General features: G+C 67.3%; 19 protein-coding genes. 13 read left to right on the top strand and 6 right to left on the bottom strand.

The genetic code is table 11. The features are described from left to right. Positions 1-423 precede the first annotated feature (423 nt). The 13 genes from ACAM57_RS32830 to ACAM57_RS32770 all read left to right on the top strand — a co-directional run bounded on the left by ACAM57_RS32830 (position 424) and on the right by ACAM57_RS32770 (position 12,176). Positions 424-741, top strand: a complete 318-nt coding sequence (locus tag ACAM57_RS32830) for a non-heme iron oxygenase ferredoxin subunit (RefSeq protein ID WP_369662780.1) — start codon at positions 424-426, stop codon at positions 739-741. Then, positions 738-2,009 carry an NAD(P)/FAD-dependent oxidoreductase gene (locus ACAM57_RS32825; protein ID WP_369662779.1) on the top strand — a complete coding sequence of 424 codons (1,272 nt, stop codon included), beginning with the start codon at positions 738-740 and terminating at the stop codon, positions 2,007-2,009. Before ACAM57_RS32830 ends, ACAM57_RS32825 begins: the two co-directional genes overlap by 4 nt. A gap of 9 nt (positions 2,010-2,018) precedes the next feature. Beyond that, positions 2,019-3,329, top strand: coding sequence for a Rieske 2Fe-2S domain-containing protein (locus ACAM57_RS32820; protein WP_369662778.1), 1,311 nt, complete (start codon positions 2,019-2,021; stop codon positions 3,327-3,329). Further along, the gene (locus ACAM57_RS32815) at positions 3,326-3,841 is read left to right on the top strand and encodes a nuclear transport factor 2 family protein (RefSeq protein WP_369662777.1); all 516 of its coding nucleotides are present in this window, start codon (positions 3,326-3,328) and stop codon (positions 3,839-3,841) included. The genes ACAM57_RS32820 and ACAM57_RS32815 overlap by 4 nt, the downstream gene beginning before the upstream one ends. Positions 3,842-3,858: 17 nt before the next feature. Further along, positions 3,859-4,854: an amidohydrolase family protein gene (locus ACAM57_RS32810; protein ID WP_369662776.1), complete on the top strand. Its 996-nt coding sequence runs from the start codon at positions 3,859-3,861 to the stop codon at positions 4,852-4,854. A gap of 23 nt (positions 4,855-4,877) precedes the next feature. Beyond that, on the top strand, positions 4,878-5,921 hold the full coding sequence (locus ACAM57_RS32805; protein WP_019657120.1) for a peptidase M29: 1,044 nt from the start codon (positions 4,878-4,880) through the stop codon (positions 5,919-5,921). Then, a complete protein-coding gene (locus ACAM57_RS32800; protein WP_369662775.1) occupies positions 5,918-6,562 on the top strand; it encodes an isochorismatase family protein in 645 nt (214 codons plus the stop codon). Before ACAM57_RS32805 ends, ACAM57_RS32800 begins: the two co-directional genes overlap by 4 nt. A 91-nt stretch (positions 6,563-6,653) precedes the next feature. Beyond that, the gene (locus ACAM57_RS32795) at positions 6,654-7,832 is read left to right on the top strand and encodes an ABC transporter substrate-binding protein (RefSeq protein WP_369662774.1); all 1,179 of its coding nucleotides are present in this window, start codon (positions 6,654-6,656) and stop codon (positions 7,830-7,832) included. Between the two features lie 15 nt (positions 7,833-7,847). Next, positions 7,848-8,717: a branched-chain amino acid ABC transporter permease gene (locus ACAM57_RS32790; protein WP_369662773.1), complete on the top strand. Its 870-nt coding sequence runs from the start codon at positions 7,848-7,850 to the stop codon at positions 8,715-8,717. Beyond that, positions 8,714-9,727 (top strand): branched-chain amino acid ABC transporter permease, encoded by a 1,014-nt coding sequence (locus ACAM57_RS32785; protein ID WP_369662772.1) that lies wholly within the window; start codon positions 8,714-8,716, stop codon positions 9,725-9,727. Before ACAM57_RS32790 ends, ACAM57_RS32785 begins: the two co-directional genes overlap by 4 nt. Next, positions 9,724-10,491 carry an ABC transporter ATP-binding protein gene (locus tag ACAM57_RS32780; protein WP_369662771.1) on the top strand — a complete coding sequence of 256 codons (768 nt, stop codon included), beginning with the start codon at positions 9,724-9,726 and terminating at the stop codon, positions 10,489-10,491. The genes ACAM57_RS32785 and ACAM57_RS32780 overlap by 4 nt, the downstream gene beginning before the upstream one ends. After that, positions 10,472-11,194, top strand: a complete 723-nt coding sequence (locus ACAM57_RS32775) for an ABC transporter ATP-binding protein (RefSeq protein ID WP_184642426.1) — start codon at positions 10,472-10,474, stop codon at positions 11,192-11,194. Before ACAM57_RS32780 ends, ACAM57_RS32775 begins: the two co-directional genes overlap by 20 nt. 109 nt (positions 11,195-11,303) lie before the next feature. Next, positions 11,304-12,176: a LysR substrate-binding domain-containing protein gene (locus ACAM57_RS32770; protein WP_369662770.1), complete on the top strand. Its 873-nt coding sequence runs from the start codon at positions 11,304-11,306 to the stop codon at positions 12,174-12,176. Positions 12,177-12,194: 18 nt separating this feature from the next. Here ACAM57_RS32770 and ACAM57_RS32765 read toward each other — a convergent pair whose 3' ends face one another. The 6 genes from ACAM57_RS32765 to ACAM57_RS32740 all read right to left on the bottom strand — a co-directional run bounded on the left by ACAM57_RS32765 (position 12,195) and on the right by ACAM57_RS32740 (position 17,573). Continuing rightward, positions 12,195-13,178, bottom strand: a complete 984-nt coding sequence (locus ACAM57_RS32765) for a Bug family tripartite tricarboxylate transporter substrate binding protein (protein WP_369662769.1) — start codon at positions 13,176-13,178, stop codon at positions 12,195-12,197. Positions 13,179-13,291: 113 nt separating this feature from the next. Then, complete coding sequence (locus tag ACAM57_RS32760; RefSeq protein WP_369662768.1) at positions 13,292-14,068, bottom strand: enoyl-CoA hydratase/isomerase family protein; 777 nt, start codon at positions 14,066-14,068, stop codon at positions 13,292-13,294. A 13-nt stretch (positions 14,069-14,081) separates the two neighbouring features. Then, complete coding sequence (locus ACAM57_RS32755; protein WP_369662900.1) at positions 14,082-15,242, bottom strand: CaiB/BaiF CoA transferase family protein; 1,161 nt, start codon at positions 15,240-15,242, stop codon at positions 14,082-14,084. A 42-nt stretch (positions 15,243-15,284) separates the two neighbouring features. After that, the gene (locus ACAM57_RS32750; protein ID WP_369662767.1) at positions 15,285-16,064 is read right to left on the bottom strand and encodes an SDR family NAD(P)-dependent oxidoreductase; all 780 of its coding nucleotides are present in this window, start codon (positions 16,062-16,064) and stop codon (positions 15,285-15,287) included. Between the two features lie 9 nt (positions 16,065-16,073). After that, a complete protein-coding gene (locus ACAM57_RS32745) occupies positions 16,074-17,210 on the bottom strand; it encodes a thiolase family protein (protein ID WP_369662766.1) in 1,137 nt (378 codons plus the stop codon). 6 nt (positions 17,211-17,216) lie between these two features. Next, on the bottom strand, positions 17,217-17,573 hold the full coding sequence (locus ACAM57_RS32740) for a Zn-ribbon domain-containing OB-fold protein (RefSeq protein ID WP_260319635.1): 357 nt from the start codon (positions 17,571-17,573) through the stop codon (positions 17,217-17,219). Between the last annotated feature and the right edge of the window lie 114 nt (positions 17,574-17,687).

Genomic DNA, 17,687 nt, shown 5'->3' with positions numbered 1-17,687 from the left:
CTTTTCCTTGACTGGTTTCCTGGTGCCGGACTTCATCGAATCCGCCCGTGCCCGGCAATGCCCAGGTGATCGACGCGCAAGAACAGGTCCGTTCGCCGAACCCCGCAAAAGGGCCTCGATCGTCAACGTGCGTTTCGACCCCTGCATCGCACGATATGACAGTTCACATGCACAAGTATATGACTGATGCCGGCGTAATGGAAGCCGGCTGCTGTCGATGCAAACCCTAACGACGATACATCTCGAAAGTGGTGCATCTGCATTGGCATATCGCCCTTTATTGGCGTTTGTTCGCCCCTTTTCGAATCCAATCTGGTGCAGCTTCGGACAGTAAAAACCCGTACTTGAAATCGCAGCCACGCCCAACTAATATGACAGTTCACTGACTATTTTTGAAAGGTCCGGAAATCCCCGGATGGAGCCATGAACTGGATCAAAGTCGCTTCGGCGCGAGAGCTGAAAAACGATGAAGCGAAAACCCTCAACGTCGCAGGCCACGGCGTCGCGCTGTTTCGTGTCGACGACGAGTTCTTCGCCACGGACAGCATGTGCACGCATGCCACCGCGCTGCTCTCGGAAGGCTACGTCGAGGACGGCTGTGTCGAATGCCCGCTGCACCAGGGGCGCTTCGACATCCGCACGGGCAAGGCGATGTGCGCGCCGGTCACCGTGGACCTGCGCACCCACGCCGTGAAGCAGGAAGGCGATGACATCTACGTGATGTCGCCGGCCGCGAAATGACTTCGCCCGGCATCGTCATCGTTGGTGCGGGGCAGGCTGCGGCGGTCGCCGCCCATGCGCTGCGCGAACACGGCTACCGCGGACGCATCACGATGCTGGGGCGGGAGCGTCACAGGCCGTATGAGCGGCCCCCGTTGTCCAAGGCCGTGCTGGTCGCGGCCGAGGAGCCGCGCCTGGACGTCCTCGCGCAGGACGCCTGGGCACTCGGCGACATCGATCTTCGAAGCTGCAGCGACGCGGTCGCGCTGGATCTCTCGAAGCGGCAGGTTCGCCTTGCCGACGGTCAGGTGCTCCCATACGACATGTGCCTGATCGCCACGGGCGGCGAGGCCAGCACGCTGGCGTGCGCACCGGCGGGCCGACCGCGCGTGCACTACGTGCGCACTCTCGACGATGCGCGGCGGCTGCGCGCGGCCCTACAGGGCAAGCCGCGGGTCGCGATCCTGGGGGGCGGCTTTCTTGGCCTCGAGATCGCCAGTTCCGCATTGTCGGCCGGTGCGGCGGTGACCGTGATCGAGCGCGCGACGTCCCTGCTCGATCGATTTCTTCCGCCCGAAGCGTCGGCGTGGCTCGAGTCCGGCCTGCGGCAGGCAGGCGCGCGACTGCTGCTCGGCACTGCCCTCGAAGGCGTCAACGCTCTGCCTGATGGCCGTATGCGCCTGTCGACCCATGCCGGCGATCTGGAGGCGGACGAGCTCGTCGTGGCCATCGGCCTTTCGCCCAACGACGCACTGGCCCGCGATGCGGGCCTGCAGATCGCGGCGGGCGGCGGCGTTCTCGTCGACGCGCAGTGCCGCACCAGCGACGAGCATGTGTTCGCGTGCGGCGACTGCACCAGCCAGCAACGCCCGGGGCATGCGGCGCCGACGCGCCTGGAATCCTGGCAGAACGCCAACGAGCAGGCGCGCACCGCCGCGGCCGCCATGCTCGGTGCGGCCGGTCCGGCACCGGCGGTGCCCTGGTTCTGGACCGACCAGGGCCGGCACAACATCCAGATGCTGGGCCTGCCGGCCCCCGGTCTCGAATATGTCCGCCGGGGCGATCCGGCCGCCAGCAAGGTGATGTGGATCGGCCACCGCGGTGGCGTTCCGCTGCACGGCGTGGCCATCAACGCCGGTGCCGATCTGCGCGCCATCCGGCCCCTCTTCGAGCAGCGGCAGCCGCTGCTGCTCGACGAATTCCAGCGCGACGCCACCGATCTGCGCGCATGGGCCAGGCAGATGCGCAGCGGCGCCCCTTCCACCGTTCAACCACCCCTCAGAGCCTAAGGAGCTTTCATGTATCAATCGCAGGCGGTCATCGGCATCACGAATGCCCGAAAGAACCCGCCCCTGGAACAGTGCGTCTGGCCCGCGGACGCGCTCCACAACATTCCGGACTGGGTCTACACCAGCCAGGCCATCTACGACCAGGAGATCGAGCGCATCTTCCGCGGCGACACCTGGAACTTCGTCGCACTGGAAGCCGAGATCCCAAACCCCGGCGACTACAAGCGGGGCTACGTCGGCGCCACGGCCGTGGTGATCGTTCGCGCGGAAGACAACACGATCTCCGTCTTCGAGAACCGCTGCGCCCACCGCGGCGCCGAGTTCTGCCGCTCCAGCCACGGCAACGCGAAGGAGTTCGTCTGCCCCTACCACCAGTGGTCGTACGACCTCAAGGGCAACCTGCAGGGCGTTCCGTTCAAGCGAGGAATCAACAAGGTCGGCGGCATGCCGCCGGACTTCAAGAACGCGGAGCACGGCACCCGGCAGCTGCGCGTGGCCACGCGCAACGGCGTGGTGTTCGCCACCTACTCCGACAAGACGCCGCCGCTGGAGGAGTACATGACCAAGGAGATCGTCGAGGAGTTCGACGTTCCGTTCTCGGGCAGGAAGCTCAAGATCCTGGGCTACTGCCGCAACGAGCTTCCGTGCAACTGGAAGATGTACCACGAGAACCTCAAGGACCCGTACCACGCGACGCTGCTGCATTCGTTCCTCGTGGTGTTCGGCCTTCTGGTGCCCGGCATCAAGTCGATCGTCTTCGCCGACAAGGAACATGGCCGCCATGGCTACATGGCGTCGTCCAAGCCCGACCAGGTCTATGCCACGGTCGCCGCCGACGACAAGGCCGAAATGCGGTCGTTCAGCGACAACCTCCGGCTGCGCGACGAGCGGTTCCTGGACTACGTGCGCGAGTTCGATTCGCCCTGGTCCGCCAACATGATGACCATGTGGCCGAACCTGATCGTGCAGCGCCAGATGAACACGATGGGCGTGCGCCAGATCATTCCGAACGGCCCGAACAGCATGGTGATGCAGTGGACCATGTTCGGTTACGAGGACGACACGCCCGAGATGACGCGGCACCGCCTTCGGCAGGGCAACCTGATGGGGCCATCGGGCTTCCTGGGCCTCGAGGACAACGAGGCATTGAAGTTCGTGCAGGAGGGCATCCGCAATTCGTCCACCGACAACAACGTCGTCAAGCTCGATGCCGGCCACCAGGGAACGGCGCGCAACCTGATCTCGGAGTCGTGCATCCGGTCGCTCTACCAGTACTACCGGGACGTCATGGGCATCCGTGTCGCGGAGGTGGCAGCATGAAGGAGCGGCTCGCCTACGCCAGGTCCACGATCTCGCCGCGCCGCGCGGCCGAGCTGCGCGCCGAGGTCGACTCCTTCCATGTCGAGTACTGCGCCGCACTCGATGCCAACGACATCGAGCGCTGGCCCGAGTTCTTCAGCAAGGACGCGACCTACCGGATCACCTCGCGCCAGAACGCGCTGCTGGACATGCCCGTGGGCCTCGTCTACTGCGAGGGCCTGGACATGATCACCGACCGCGCGCTCGCGGTGGCGCACTCGCAGATGTTCGCGCCACGGCACATGCTGCATGTGCTGGGAATCACGCGCGTGCTGCAGGAGACGGGCGACACGATCAGCTCGCAGACCCCCTTCATCCTGATGCAGACCCTGGTCGAGGGGCCTTGCACCGTGCATCTCGCGGGCATCTATCACGACCGCTTCGTGCGCGACGGCGAACGGCTGCTCATTGCAAGCCGCGAAGTGGTGCACGACACGGAAATTCTCGACACGGCCCTGGCGTACCCGGCCTGAATCCATTGAGGACCCCAATGAATCCAACCCCCAAGATCGCGCTCGAAGAGCACTTCAGCGCCCCCGGCTTCGATGCCTATTCCGCGAAGTACACGCGAGCGCTGCCGGCCGACTTCGTGGCGCGGCTCGACGCCAGGCTCAGCGACTTCGACGACCAGCGCCTGGCCGAGATGGACGCCGGCAACATCGAGTACGCCGTGCTGTCGCAGACGATGCCTGGCGTCCAGGCCGAGACCGACAGCGCCGCCGCCGTGCGGCGCGCACGCGAGAACAACGAGTTCCTCGCCGAGCGCGTGGCGCGCCATCCGCAGCGCTTCGGCGCCTTCGCGCACGTCGCGCTGCAGGACCCGGCGGCCGCAGCGCGAGAACTCGAGCGCACCGTCGTCGAGTGCGGCTTCAAGGGCGCGCTGATCAACGGCCACACCCTGGGCCGCTACTACGAAGGCAGCGAGTTCGACGTGTTCTGGGAGCGCGCCGAGGCACTCGGCGTGCCCATCTATCTGCACCCCAACGCCTTCAGCCAGCCGCCGGCGCTGCTGGAGGGCATGCCCGTGCTTCAGGGGGCCACCTGGGGGTGGGGCGTGGAGACCGCGGGGCATGCACTGCGCCTGCTGTTCGGCGGGGTGTTCGACCGCTTCCCGCGACTGACCCTGCTGCTGGGCCACATGGGCGAGGCACTGCCGTATCAACGCTGGCGCATCGACAGCCGCTTCGCCGCGTACCCCTCGGGCATCAAGCTGGCGCGCAAGCCCAGCGAGTACATCGGCAGCAACATCCTGATCACGACGTCCGGGGTGTGCTCCGCGCCGGCACTGCTGGGCGCCATCGGCGAGCTCGGCGCCCATGCCGTGCTCTTCTCCGTGGACTACCCCTACGAGTCCACCGCCGAAGCCTGCGCCTTCATCGAGCAGGCGCCGCTCGACGCGCGCACCCGCGAGCAGGTGTGCCACGGCAATGCCCGCCGGCTCTTCAAGCTGGGCAGCCCGCAGGACCTTGCGCTCCTGCAGATCTGAAACTTTCAAACAAAGGACGAAAAATGCCAGTCAGCGATTACCAGATGGTCAAGGCCTGGGACGAGGTTCTGAAGCTCAGCAAGGTGGAGCGCGGCCAGAAGGTCTCGATCCTGTGCGGTCCCCACACCCATCCGCAGACGCTGCAGACCGCCACGATCGCGGCGCAGGCCGCGGGCGCGGTCGTCACCAGGATCGAGCTGCAGCCCATCAACGCGGAGAAGGCCCCCAGCCGCGACCTGATGAACTACCTGGGGGAAACGCCCCTTACCAACAACCCGGTCGCGCTCGCGGCCATGAAGAACAGCGACATCGTCCTCGACCTGATGCTGCTGCTGTTCTCGCCCGAGCAGATGGAGATCCTCGAGTCGGGGACGAAGATCCTCCTGGCCGTCGAGCCGCCCGAGGTGCTGGTGCGGGCGGTGCCCACCGAGGCCGATCGCGAGCGCGTGCTCGCCGCGTCGAAGCTGCTCAAGGCCGCCAGGAAGATGCACGTGACCTCGCCGGCCGGCACGGACGTGACTTTCAAGCTCGGTGATTACCCGACCATCTCCGAGTACGGCTTCTGCGAGGAGCCCGGGCGCTGGGACCACTGGCCCAGCGGCTTCCTCTTCACCTTCGCCAACGAGGGCGGCAGCGACGGCACCATCGTGATCGATCGCGGCGACATCCTGCTGCCGCAGAAGAACTACGTCTCGGACAAGATCACCATGCAGCTGCGCGAAGGCTTCGTGCGCAGCATCGAGGGCGACATCGACGCCGCGCTGCTGCGCGAGTTCATGGAGGCCTACAAGGACCCCGAGGCCTACGCCATCGCGCACATCGGCTGGGGGATGCAGCCGCGCTGCTACTGGCACACGCTGTCGCTGGTGGACCGCGAAGCCACGTCCGGGCAGGACGCGCGTGCGTTCGAAGGCAACTTCCTGTTCTCGCTGGGCCCCAACAACGAGGCCGGAGGGCCTCGCACCACGCCCTGCCACCTGGACATTCCCTTGCGCAACTGCACGGTGAAGCTCGACGACGTCGTCGTGGTTCGCGACGGCAAGGTCATCGACGAGGCCTTCCGATGAGCGCCGATCCGGACATCTACCAGAAGCAGGGCTTTGGCAATGCCGTCGCCCCGAAGGCGCCATACGGCCTGCTGATCATCGACTTCGTCAACGGGTTCGCGGATCCGCTCACGTTCGGCGGCGGCAACATCGAGCCGGCCATCGAATGCACCCGCGGCCTGCTGGCCGCTGCGCGCGAGCGCGGATGGCCCATCGTCCACACGCGGGTCGTGTACCAGGACGATGGCGCCGACGCGAACATCTTCACACTCAAGGTGCCGCCCATCCTGGCCCTGCGCGAGGACGCGCCGCAGAGCCAGATCGTCGCGCCGCTGCAGCCACGCAGCGGCGAGCTGGTGCTGCGCAAGATCCATCCGTCGGCCTTCTTCGGCACCTCGCTGGCTTCCTGGTTGTCGCAACGCGGCGTGCAAACCTTGCTGATCGCGGGATGCACCACCAGCGGGTGTGTTCGTGCCAGCGTGGTCGATGCCATGTGCCACGGCTTTCGCCCCCTGGTTGTCACGGACTGCGTGGGCGACCGGTCGCTGCAGGCGCACGAGGCCAACCTCTTCGACATGGACCAGAAGTACGCGACCTTGATGCCTCGCGACACCGCCCTGCAGGCGACCGAAGCAGTGCAGCCACGCGGCGTCCCGGCCTGAAGCCGGGCCGCGCCCCACGACTCCCGACCCACCTCTCGTCAAAACCCGGGCGAATGAACCCGCCAGCGACCCCCACTACCTGGAGAAGAAGATGACCCCCAAACTCATTGCCGCGATCGCGGTTTCACTCGCGACGCTCGCGCTGCAAAGTCGCGCCGACGTCATCAAGGTGGGTGTGATCGCGCCCATGTCCGGACCGTTCTCCGCGGTGGGGCAGACCTGGGAAGGGGCGACCAAGGCCTACCAGAAGCTCAACGGCACCACTGCAGGCGGGCACACGATCGAGGTCGTCTACCGCGACCTGCCGGAAATCAATCCCGCGCAGGCCAAGGCACTGGCCCAGGAGCTCATCATCAAGGAAGGGGCCCAGTACATCGCCGGCCTGTACTTCACGCCCGATACGCTGGCTGTCGCCGCGCTCGCGCAGGAGGCGAAGGTACCCGTCGTGATCTTCAACGCGTCGACCTCGTCGCTTCTCGAGAAGTCCGACTACCTGCTGCGCACCTCCTACACGCTGCCGCAGATGGCCGTGCCGGTGGCCAAGTACGCGCTCGAGAAGAACGTGAAGAACGTCGTGTCGCTGGTCAGCGACTTCGGTCCCGGCCTCGACGCCGAGAAGGCCTTCAACACCGCGTTCGTCGCCGGAGGCGGCAAGCTGCTCGAGGCGATCCGTGCGCCACTGAAGACGACGGACTTCGGCCCGCTGATGCAGCGCGTGAAGGCGCTCAAGCCCGACGCGCTCTACGTCTTCGGACCCGGGGGGCCGGCCACCTACGCAATGATCAAGGCCTACAACGAAGCGGGGTTGAGGGCCGCAGGCGTGCGCTTCCTGGGCACGGGCGAGACAGATGAAGACCAGCTGCGCGCGATCGGCCCCGAGCTGCTCGGCATCGAGACCGGCATGTTCTATTCGGCGACGCACAACTCACCGCTGAACAATGCTGCCGTCAAGACGCTGGCAGAGGTGGCGCCCAAGGCCATCCCGACCGTCCAGCTCGCAAATGCGTACGATGGCCTGCATGTGATCTATCACATGGTCAAGGCAACCGACGGCAAGCGCGACGGGCCCAAGGCCCTGGCCGCCGCCAAGGGCTTTTCGTGGGAGAGCCCGCGCGGCCCGGTGAAGATCGACCCGGCTTCCCGCGAGTTCCTGCAGAACGTCTACATGCGTGTGGTCGAGAAGGACGCCTCGGGGCGCTTCGTCAACCGCGAGTTCCGGACCTTCGAGATGCAGCCCGACTACGGGCGCATCCAGGGCGCGGCCAAGTAACGCAGAGACTGCAGCATGTCTTTCGCGCTTCTCAGCAGCATCCTGGTCGACGGCGTCACGTACGCCATGATCCTGTTCATGATCACCGTGGGCCTGTCGATGACCATGGGCCTGATGCGTGTGGTGAACCTGGCCCATGGCGCCTTCGCGATGCTCGGCGGTTTTCTCGCAGCGAGCATTCCGCAGCGCCTGGGCGTACCCATCGGGCTGGGCTTCGTGCTGGCGATCGCCCTGGTGGCCCTCTTGGCCTTGATCTTCGAGCGCACCCTGCTGCGCCGCTTCTACCGCCGCGACGATCTCGACCAGATGTTGGTGACGATCGGACTGATGTTCGTCGCGACCGCGGCGGTCAACCTGATGTTCGGATCGTCGGTGACCTCCGTCGCGCTTCCCGAGGCGTTCGGCGGCTCGGTGGACCTGGGCTTTCGCTCCATTCCCCGGCACCGGCTCATCGTCGTCGCCTGCGGACTGCTGGTCGTCGTCGTCCTGTGGTTCGCGGTGGACCGGTCGTCCTTCGGCATCCGGGTGCGCGCTGCAGTCGACAACGCGCCCATCGCCCGGGCCATCGGCATCGATACGACGAAGATCTACGCAGCCACCTTCGCGATCGGTGCCGCGCTCGCGGCGCTGGGCGGCATCGCCGGTGCCGAGCTGCTGCCGATGGAGCCGACCTATGCCTCCAAGTACCTCGTGATTCTCCTGGCCGTCGTGGCCGTGGGTGGAAACGGAAATCTGTTTGGCTCTTTCTTCGCAGCATTGCTGCTCGGCATCGTGGAGACCTCGATGAAATACATGGTTCCGCAGCTCGCATCGGCTGCCTTTTTCCTGACGATGATCGTCGTCCTGCTGTTGCGGCCCCAGGGGCTGTTCGGGAGGCAGGCATGAGTGCGGTGATTCCGCCCATGGCGATGGCTGTGCCGCCCCGCGCCCGCCCGTGGACGCAGTTGCGCGCCGAGATCGTCCTGACGCTGGCGGGGCTGCTGGCCTTCGCGTTGTTCCCGCAGGACCTGGGGTTGCTGACCAACATGGCGACGATGTCCATCTTCGCGCTGTCGCTGAGCCTCGTGCTCGGGCAGGCGGGCATCGCGACCCTGGGCCAGGCCGCGCTCTACGGCGCCGGAGCCTACGTCGCGGGCTGGACAGCGCTGTACCTGACGGCCGATCCGATCGTCGGGCTGCTGCTCGGCGGCCTGGGCGGAGGGTTGATCGCGCTGCTCAGCGGTGCCGTCATGCTGCGCTCGACCAAGCTCACGCTGGTCATGCTCACCATCGCCGTGGCGCAGTTGCTGCTCGAACTGGCCAACTGGGCCCGATGGCTCACGGGCGGCGATGACGGACTTGCCGGCTTCGAGGTCGCCCCGCTGTTCGGCATCTGGGAGTTCAACTTCATGGGCCACACCGGCTATTTCTACGCGCTGGGCGCGCTGGTGCTGGTGTTTTTCCTCGTGCGCAACCTGGTCGAGTCGCCCTTCGGCCTGACGGCCAGGGCGATCCGGCAGGACCCGGGCCGCGTCCAGGCGCTGGGCGGGCGCGTGTACCTGCACCTGCTGGCCGTCTACACCGTCGGCGGCGTCGTGGCGGGCCTGGCTGGCGCGTTGACCGCGCAGACCAGCAAGGTGGCCAATCTCTTCATGCTGGACTTCACGACGTCGGCGGGCGTCGTCGTCATGATCGTCCTGGGCGGCACGCGCCGCCTGTCGGGTGCGGTGCTCGGCACCGTCGCCTACATGACCATCCACCACATCGCATCGACGTTGAACCCGTACCACTGGCTCTTCGTGATCGGCTCGATGCTGATCTTCGTGCTCATCGTCCTGCCCGAGGGCCTGATCGGGCTCCTGGACCGGGCCGCGGCGTACGCCAGGCGTCTGGGCCGCAAGGGAGGAGCCCGATGACCCCCCGGCTGCAAACCCACAACCTGTGCCACTCCTTCGGCGGCCTGGCCGTCACGCAGAACGTCACGCTGTCGCTCCCGCAGGGCGCGCGCACGGCACTGATCGGGCCGAACGGCGCCGGCAAGACCACGCTGGTCAACCTGCTCAGCGGCGCGATCCGTCCGAGGTCCGGCGACATCCAGCTCGACGGCCGCTCAATCGTGCAGCTGCCGCAGTACGCACGCGTGCGCAGCGGCATCGTCCGCACGTTCCAGATCAGCCGCCTGTTCAAGGACCTGACCGTGGCGGAGAACGTCAAGGTCGCGGTGCTCCAGCGGCTGCGCGCCTCCATGCAGTGGTGGCCTTCGCCGGCGCGTTCGGCGCGTGTGCACGACGAGGTCCACGAGACGCTCGGCATGCTGGGCCTGCAGCCCTATGCGAACCGGGTGGTGGGACGGCTGGCACTCGGCGAGCAGCGGCTTGCGGAGATCGCGCTCGCGCTCGCCATGAGACCCGAGGTGTTGCTGCTGGACGAGCCCGGCGCGGGCGTGCCGCAGGGAGAAGGCGGCCGCATCATGAGCGCCATCGAGAGCCTTCCGAAGGACCTGTCGGTGCTGCTCATCGAGCACGACATGGACCTGGTGTTCCGCTTCGCCTCGCACATCATCGTCCTGGTTGCCGGCGCGGTGATGGTGGAGGGGTCGCCGCAGGAAGTCGCGGCCAACGAACAAGTCAAGCAAATCTACTTCGGACGAGACGGCCACCATGCCCAGCACCCCCATTGAACTTCGGTTCGACGACGTCACGACCGGCTACGCCGGCGTGCCCGTGGTCGAACATCTGAGCTTCAGCGTGCGCGAAGGCGAGCGGCTGGGGCTGATCGGGCGCAACGGCGCCGGCAAGACGACGACGCTGGCGACCGCGACGGGCCTGGCCGATCTGATGAAGGGGCGCGTCCATTTCGGCGGCAAGGACATCAGCGGCGCCAGCACCTTCGCCCGCGCCCGCGCCGGCTTGGGCTACGTGCCGCAGAGCCGCGACATCTTCCCTTCGCTCACGGTGGAGGAGAACCTGCTGTCGGGTCTCCAGGGGCGCTCGGCCGGCGCGGCGCTTCCCGCGGTCTATGAACTGTTTCCCAGGTTGAAGGAGCGGCGGCGCAACGGCGGCACCCAGCTGTCGGGCGGCGAGCAGCAGATGCTGTCCGTGGCGCGGGCACTCGTCGGGCAGCCGCGCATCCTGCTGCTCGACGAGCCGCTGGAGGGCCTGGCCCCGATGGTGCGCGAGGAGCTGATGGATGCCATCGTCCGCATGAGCGACAAGCTCGGGGTCGGGTGCATCCTCGTGGAACAGCACGTGGACGTCGTGCTCGACTTCTCGACGAACGTCATCGTGCTGGAGCGCGGCGTCGCCGCCTATGCCGGCTCGGCAGCCGCGCTGCGCCAGGACGAGCAACTCCTGAACCGCACCATCGGGATCCAGAAGTGCTAATGCCGATGCCTGCTGCGCGATCGGGGTGCGGTGTGCCATCGCCGGCTCGCGCCTTCGTCGGCAGCTGCAGCGGCAGCAGCGGCTGAATGCGGCACGGCTTCTATCCGCCATGCAGAACCTTCGCGCTCTCCTGAGTCCGCTGCGGGCTTTCGATGCGGTGTACCGGGCCAAGGGAGTCTCGCGGGCAGCCCAGCTGCTTCACGTCACGCCCGGGGCCGTGAGCCAGCAGATCAAGCAGCTCGAGGCCGGGCTGGGCGTGCAGCTGTTCCAGCGGTCCGGTCGCGAGATCGGGTTCACGGCGGCGGGCGAAAGGCTCGCCCACCGCGTCTGCGATGCCTTCGACCGCCTGCAGGACGCACTCGGCGACCTGGCCGAGCATCGGAGTGAAAGAAGGCTTCGCCTCAAGGTGACACCGAGCCTGGCCATCCGCTGGCTCGTTCCTCGCCTGCATGGCTTCTACGCGGAGCACCCCGACATCGCACTGGAGATCGCAACGATCGCCATGGCCGACGACATGCGGCTCGAAGGCGCGGATTGCGCGATCCGCCATGGCATCGGCGAGTGGGCCGACGTCGAGCTGGACCACCTTTTCGACGACGAGTTCGTCCCGGTCTGCGCACCGGGCCAGGCGGGGCCGTTGCAGACACCTCGCGACCTGCTGCAGGCCAACCTGCTGCACTCCATGATGCGGCCGCAAGCGTGGCCGCTCTGGTTCGGCTCCGCCGGTCTTGCGGATCCCGCTCGCTCGCGCGGCATCACCCTGGCGAACGCCGCGTTGTGCTATCAGGCCGCGGCCGATGGCCTGGGCATCGCGATGGCCCAGCGTGCCTACGTGGAAGACGACCTTCGAACCGGCCGCCTGGTGGTCGCCGTCGACCACATGGCACGGACGGAACTCGGCTACTACCTCGTCTGCGACCCGATGAAGGCGGCCACCGCCCCGGTGCGGCTGTTCAGGGAGTGGATCCGGTCGGTCCGCTAGGCGTGCCCCGGGGGCCTGCTAGTCGGCCTTGAAGCCCGAGGCCTTGACCACGGGCTCCCAGAATGCGCGCATCTCTGCGAACCTGGCGCGTGCAGCGGTGGGTGAGCTTCCCGTGTTCACGAAACCGAGCGCGCCGACCTTCTTCGCGAACTGCTCGGTCGAGGCCGCCTTTCGCACGGCGTCGCTCCATTCAGCGACGACGGGTGCAGGCGTCCCGGGTGCCAGGCAGATGGCCAGCACGCCGACCGTGGTGAGTTCCTTGCGGCCGAGCTCGGCGAAGGTCGGCACATCCGGCAGGAGCGCGGAGCGTTGGGCCGAGGTGACGGCAAGCACGCGCAGCTTGCCGGCCTCGTGGTGCTGCGCGAAGTCGCCGACCGTGGAAGTGCCCGCCGCGATGTTGGCGCCGGCAAGGTTCACGATCATCGGGGCCGCGCCCTGGAAGGGGACGTCCTGCAGCGGCGTTCCGATGATCTTGCCGATCTGCAGCCCCAGGAAATGCGTCGGTCCACCCGACGCCGCATGGCCGAAGTTGGCGCTCTGCGGATGCGCGCGCACCCACTGGGCGTATTCGCCGAAGGTCTTCACCGGCGAGGAGGCGGGGACGGCCAGCGCCATCGCGAACTCGACCACCGTCGACACCGGGAGGACGTCCCGCTGCGGGTCGTAGTTGAGCTTGTTGAAGACGAAGGGGTAGATCGACGTCAGGAAGTCGGGGCACAGCATGGCCACGCTGCCGTCGGCAGGGGCGGCACGCATCGCATCGATCGCGATCTTCCCGCCTGCGCCCGGCCTGTTCTCCACCACGACCGTGCGGCGCAGCGAGTCGTGCATCTGATCCGCGAGCGCACGCGTCACCACGTCGAGGGTGCCGCCGGGCGAGAAGCCCACCAGGATCCTGGCCGGTGGCCGGCCGCCTTGCTCAGCAATGGCCGGCGGTGCGCCGACGAAGGCGGCGATGGCGAGTGCGAGGCTGCAGCGCCAGGAAGCAGGCAGTGTCTTCAAGAGATGCTCCAGGAGGAAGCCGGATCGGTCGTCCGGATGCAAGTAGGGCAAGGTGGGGCGGATCGGCTGGAGGCGGCGTCTTCGTCGACGCCGTCGTCCTCCAGTCGAGGAGTTCAGCGGCCTCGGAACACCGGGGCGCGTTTCTCGGCGAAGGCGCGGCGCCCCTCCAGCCGGTCCTCGCTGTCCCTGAGCAGCCCGAAGGCCTGGCGTTCCAGCGCCAGCCCGCCGGCCAGCGGCAGCTCGCGCCCGCTCATCGCGAGCCGCTTGGCCGCCGTCATCGCCAGCGGGGCATTGGCCGCCATCGTGCGCGCGAGCCGGATGGCCGTTTCCTGCAACGCCGAAAGCGGCACCACCTTGCTGACCAAGCCGATGCGCAGCGCTTCGGCGGCGTCGATGCGCTCGCCCGTCAGCAGCATCCACATGGCATCGGACTGGCCTACCGCGCGGATCAGCCGCTGCGTGCCGCCCGCCCCCGGGATGCTGCCGACGCGCACCTCCGGCAAGCCGAACTGGGCGTTGTCCGAACAGATGCGGATGTCCGCCAGCAGGGCCAGCTCGAGTCCGCCGCCGAGGGCGTAACCATTGATCGCCGCGACCACGGGCTTGTCGGTGTGCAGCGTGCCGAAGTTGAAGTGCCGGTTGCCGCCGCGAAAGACTTCCCGCGCGACACCGTCGCCCGACGGCATCGTCTTCTTGAGGTCCGCACCCGTGCAGAAGGCACGCTCGCCCGCGCCGGTGAGGACGAGCACGCGGACGTCCTCATCGTTGCAGACCTGGTCCCAGATGCCGAGCAGTTGCTCATTGGACTCCGGGTCGATGGAATTCATGGCCTCGGGCCGATTCAGGGTGACGATGGCGACGCCATCCTGGACTGTGTAGACGATGGGCATGGTTTTCTGTTCTTCAGGTCTGGGAAGGGCTGGCTGCGGCCACCGAGTCGATGGCGCCGGCTGGCATGCCCAGTGTGGCCAGCACCTCGCGGGTGTGCTCGCCGAGCGTGGGGGCGGCGCGTCGCGCACGTGGCCGCTCGCCCACCGCGCCGAGCACGCTGCGCGTCAGCGTCAACGTGCCGGCGACGCGGTGCTGCACGCTTTCCGCGAGGGACGCCTCGACGAAGGGGGCGGACTGCGCCACCTCGGCATAGTCGTTGATGGGGCCGCAGATGATGTCCACCGCAGTGAACTTCTCCAGCCAGAAGGTGCGCGGATGCGCGAGCATGCGAGCTTCCAGCTCGCGCAGCAGCGCCTGGCGGTGCTGCAGCCTGCTCTTGTTCTCTGCGAAGCGCGGATCGCAGGCGAGCTCCGGTGCACCGATGGCGGCACACAGCGCCTGCCATCGTGCAGGGTGGTAGGCCGCGACCATGATCCACCCGTCGGCGCAGCGCAGGGCCTCGTTGGGCGTCGAATACGGCGCTGCATTGCCTTGCGGTCGGGGCACGAGCCCATCCGCGAAGTAGGACGCGAAACTCACGTGCTGGAGTGCGATGGCGCTGGCGAACATGCTCGCCTCGACGTGCTGACCGAGCCCCGTGCGTTGCCGCTCCTGGAGGGCGGCCAGCACCGAGATGGCCGCCAAAGAGCCGGTGACCAGGTCGACGACCGGCACCGGTACCTTGCACGGCTCTCCATCGGGCGCCCCGGTCACGCTCATCAGGCCGCTCACGGCCTGCAGCACGCCGTCCACGCCGGGCAGATCCTTGCTGCTGCCATGCTGGCCGTATGCCGATACCGAGCAGTAGATGAGCCGCGGGTTGTCCGCGGACACCGTGGCGTAGTCGAGCCCGAAACGCGCCATCACGCCGGGACGGAAGCTCTCGACCAGCACGTCGGCCTGCGCGATCAGTTCCTGCGCGGCCTGCCGGTGCGACGGCTGCTTCAGGTCGAGCACGATGCTGCGCTTGTTGCGGTTCAGCGCCAGGAAGGCGACGCCCTCGCCGTTGACCCATGGCGAAAGGGCCCGCGAGAGATCGCCCGTGGGCGTCTCGACCTTCACCACGTCGGCGCCGAGATCGGCCAGGCACAACGTGCAGGTCGGCCCGGCCATCACCTGCGTGAAGTCGATCACTTTCAAACCGGTCAATGCATTCGCGAGCATGCGATCGGCCTGCTATACCGACGGGCTGCCGAGGCTGCGGCCGCCGCAGACGTACAGGAGCTGGCCGGTGACGTAGCTCGATCCGGGTTCCGCGAAGAAGCGCACCGCCCGGGCGATGTCCTGCGGCTGGCCGATCCGCTCCATCGGCACGGTCTTGTGCAGGCTCTGGCGCACTTCTTCGGTGAGCGTCGCGAACAGCGGCGTCTCCACGATGCCCGGAGCGACAGCGTTCACCGTGATGCCCTTGCGCGCATATTCGAGCGCCAGAGAGCGGGTCAGGCTCACCACGGCGCCCTTGGAGGCCGAGTAGGCCGCCTGGCCGCGGTTGCCCAGCCATGCGCGAGAGCCGATGTTGATGATGCGCCCGAACCGGTTCTGCGCCATCTGCGCCAGGACCGCCTTGGAGCAGATGAACTGCGAATTCAGGTTGATCTCGATGACGCGGCTCCAGAACGCGAGATCCATCTTGGAGACCAGCTTGTCGCCGCCGATGCCTGCGTTGTTGACCAGGATGTCGATGCGTGCGTGCGATGCCAGCAGCCGGGCGACCGCCGCTTCCACCTGGTCCACGGAGCTGACGTCGACCTTGAAGGTCGTCACGTCGGCGCCTTCGCTCGACAACGTCCGCTCGGCCTCGCTCAGCGCGGCGTCGTCGAAGTCCCACAGCGCGATGCGGCAGCCCCCCTGTGCAAGCTCACGGGCGATGCCCAGGCCGATGCCCTTGGCGCCGCCGGTCACGATGGCGACGAGGCCCTGCAGCGAGGCGGGCGCGATGGTGTTTGTCTGGTTCATGGCGGGCCCTCAGAGCGAAAGAATGTTGATCGAGCAGGCAGCGTGGTCCACACCCCAGATACCGCCGCCCGTGACCTGCGTGAGGCCGATGCGCGCGCCCTGCACCTGGCGCGCGCCGGCACGGCCCTGCAGTTGTTCGCAGACTTCCACGACCTGTGCGACGCCGGTCGCACCCGGCGGGTGTCCCTTGGCGATCAGCCCGCCGCTGGGGTTGACCGGCACGCGGCCGCCCAGGGCGGTCGCGCCGCTTTGCAGCAGGCTGGCCGCATCGCCGCGCTTGCAAAGGCCGAGGGCCTCGTAATAGAGCAGCTCGGAAATAGTGAACGCGTCGTGCACTTCCAGCAGGCTGAGATCCTGCGGCCCGACGCCGGCCTGCTCATAGGCCAGCCTGGCGGCACGCGCGGTGATCTCGGCTTCGGTCATGTCGACAGGCGCGGTCTCGAACAGGCCCGACTGCACCACGGACGCCAGCACTCGCACGGGCTTGGCGACGCCCCTGGCGAGCTTGGTGCTGAGCACGAGGGCCGCGGCCCCGTCCACCACGGCGGGGCAGCATTGCAGCAGCGTGAGCGGCTCGGCCACCGGGCGGGACGCCAGCACCTCCTCGCGGCTCGCCAGCTTGGCGAACTTGGCGATCGGGTTCAAGGCCCCGTGTTGGCGGTTCTTGACGGAGATGTCCGCCAGCGTCTCCAGCGCGAGGCCGTGGTCGTGCATGTACCGCTTGGCACGCATGGCGTACAGGGCGGGCATGATCATGCCGCGCCGGTTGTTCCAGTCCTTCTGGCTGAGCTGCAGCGGGCCGCCGCCGAGGCTGCTGAGGTGGTCCATGCCGAACACCACCACGGTGTCGTACTGGCCGACCTTGAGCGCCTGCAGTGCGAGATTCAGCGCGGTGGCTCCGCTGGAGCAGGCGTTGTCCACGTTGTAGACCGCGCCGCCGCCGACATGCAGTTCGCGCAATGCACGCTGCCCCGGCAGCATGGCACCGAGCGCATTGCCGCAGTAGAACGCCTGCACCTCGCCAAGCTTCGTGCCGGCATCGGCCAGCGCATCGAGGATGGCCGCCTGGGCCATCGCCTCTTCGGTCAGTTCGGGGAAGCGGCCGAAGTCAGTGATGCCGACGCCGGTGATCAGTGGTTGCTTCATGGCGCGTCACTCCTGGAATGCATAGTCGGGCGTGCCGTCAGGCAACGCGAAGGGCACCACCCGCAGGCGGGCACCGATGGCCGGCGGCTCGGCGCTGTACAGCAGCCGGCCGAACGCGCGCACGCCGGGTTCGAAGTCGACCATGGCAAGGCCATAGGGCTGCTTGTCCTTGCCCGGGTGAACGATCGTGAAGCTGTAGAGAGAGCCGATGGGTCCGAGCACGATGTCTTCGACTGTCTGGTCGTCGTGGGTGAATTCGATGGGCGGGAACTGGGCCGGTTGGCCGGCCACGCGGGTCGCGACGAGCACCATGCCGCCGGGGGTTTCACGGAAGGGGGATTCCGTTCGCTTGATGATCTTCAAAGGTGTCTCCTGTTCGTGTGGAGCTCGCCACAGCGAAGGAAAGTATCGAGATCCAGGTCCCCGCGGTCATTGGATTTCTGCTGGGCATTCTTTAGCGGAACTGAACGATTCGAC

Origin of the sequence: Variovorax sp. V15 (assembly GCF_041154425.1) — a bacterium.
In the GTDB taxonomy this organism is placed as follows: Bacteria; Pseudomonadota; Gammaproteobacteria; order Burkholderiales; family Burkholderiaceae_C; genus Variovorax; species Variovorax guangxiensis.
Note: the sequence above shows the minus strand (reverse complement) of the source record. Positions and strands in the feature narration are given on the sequence as shown.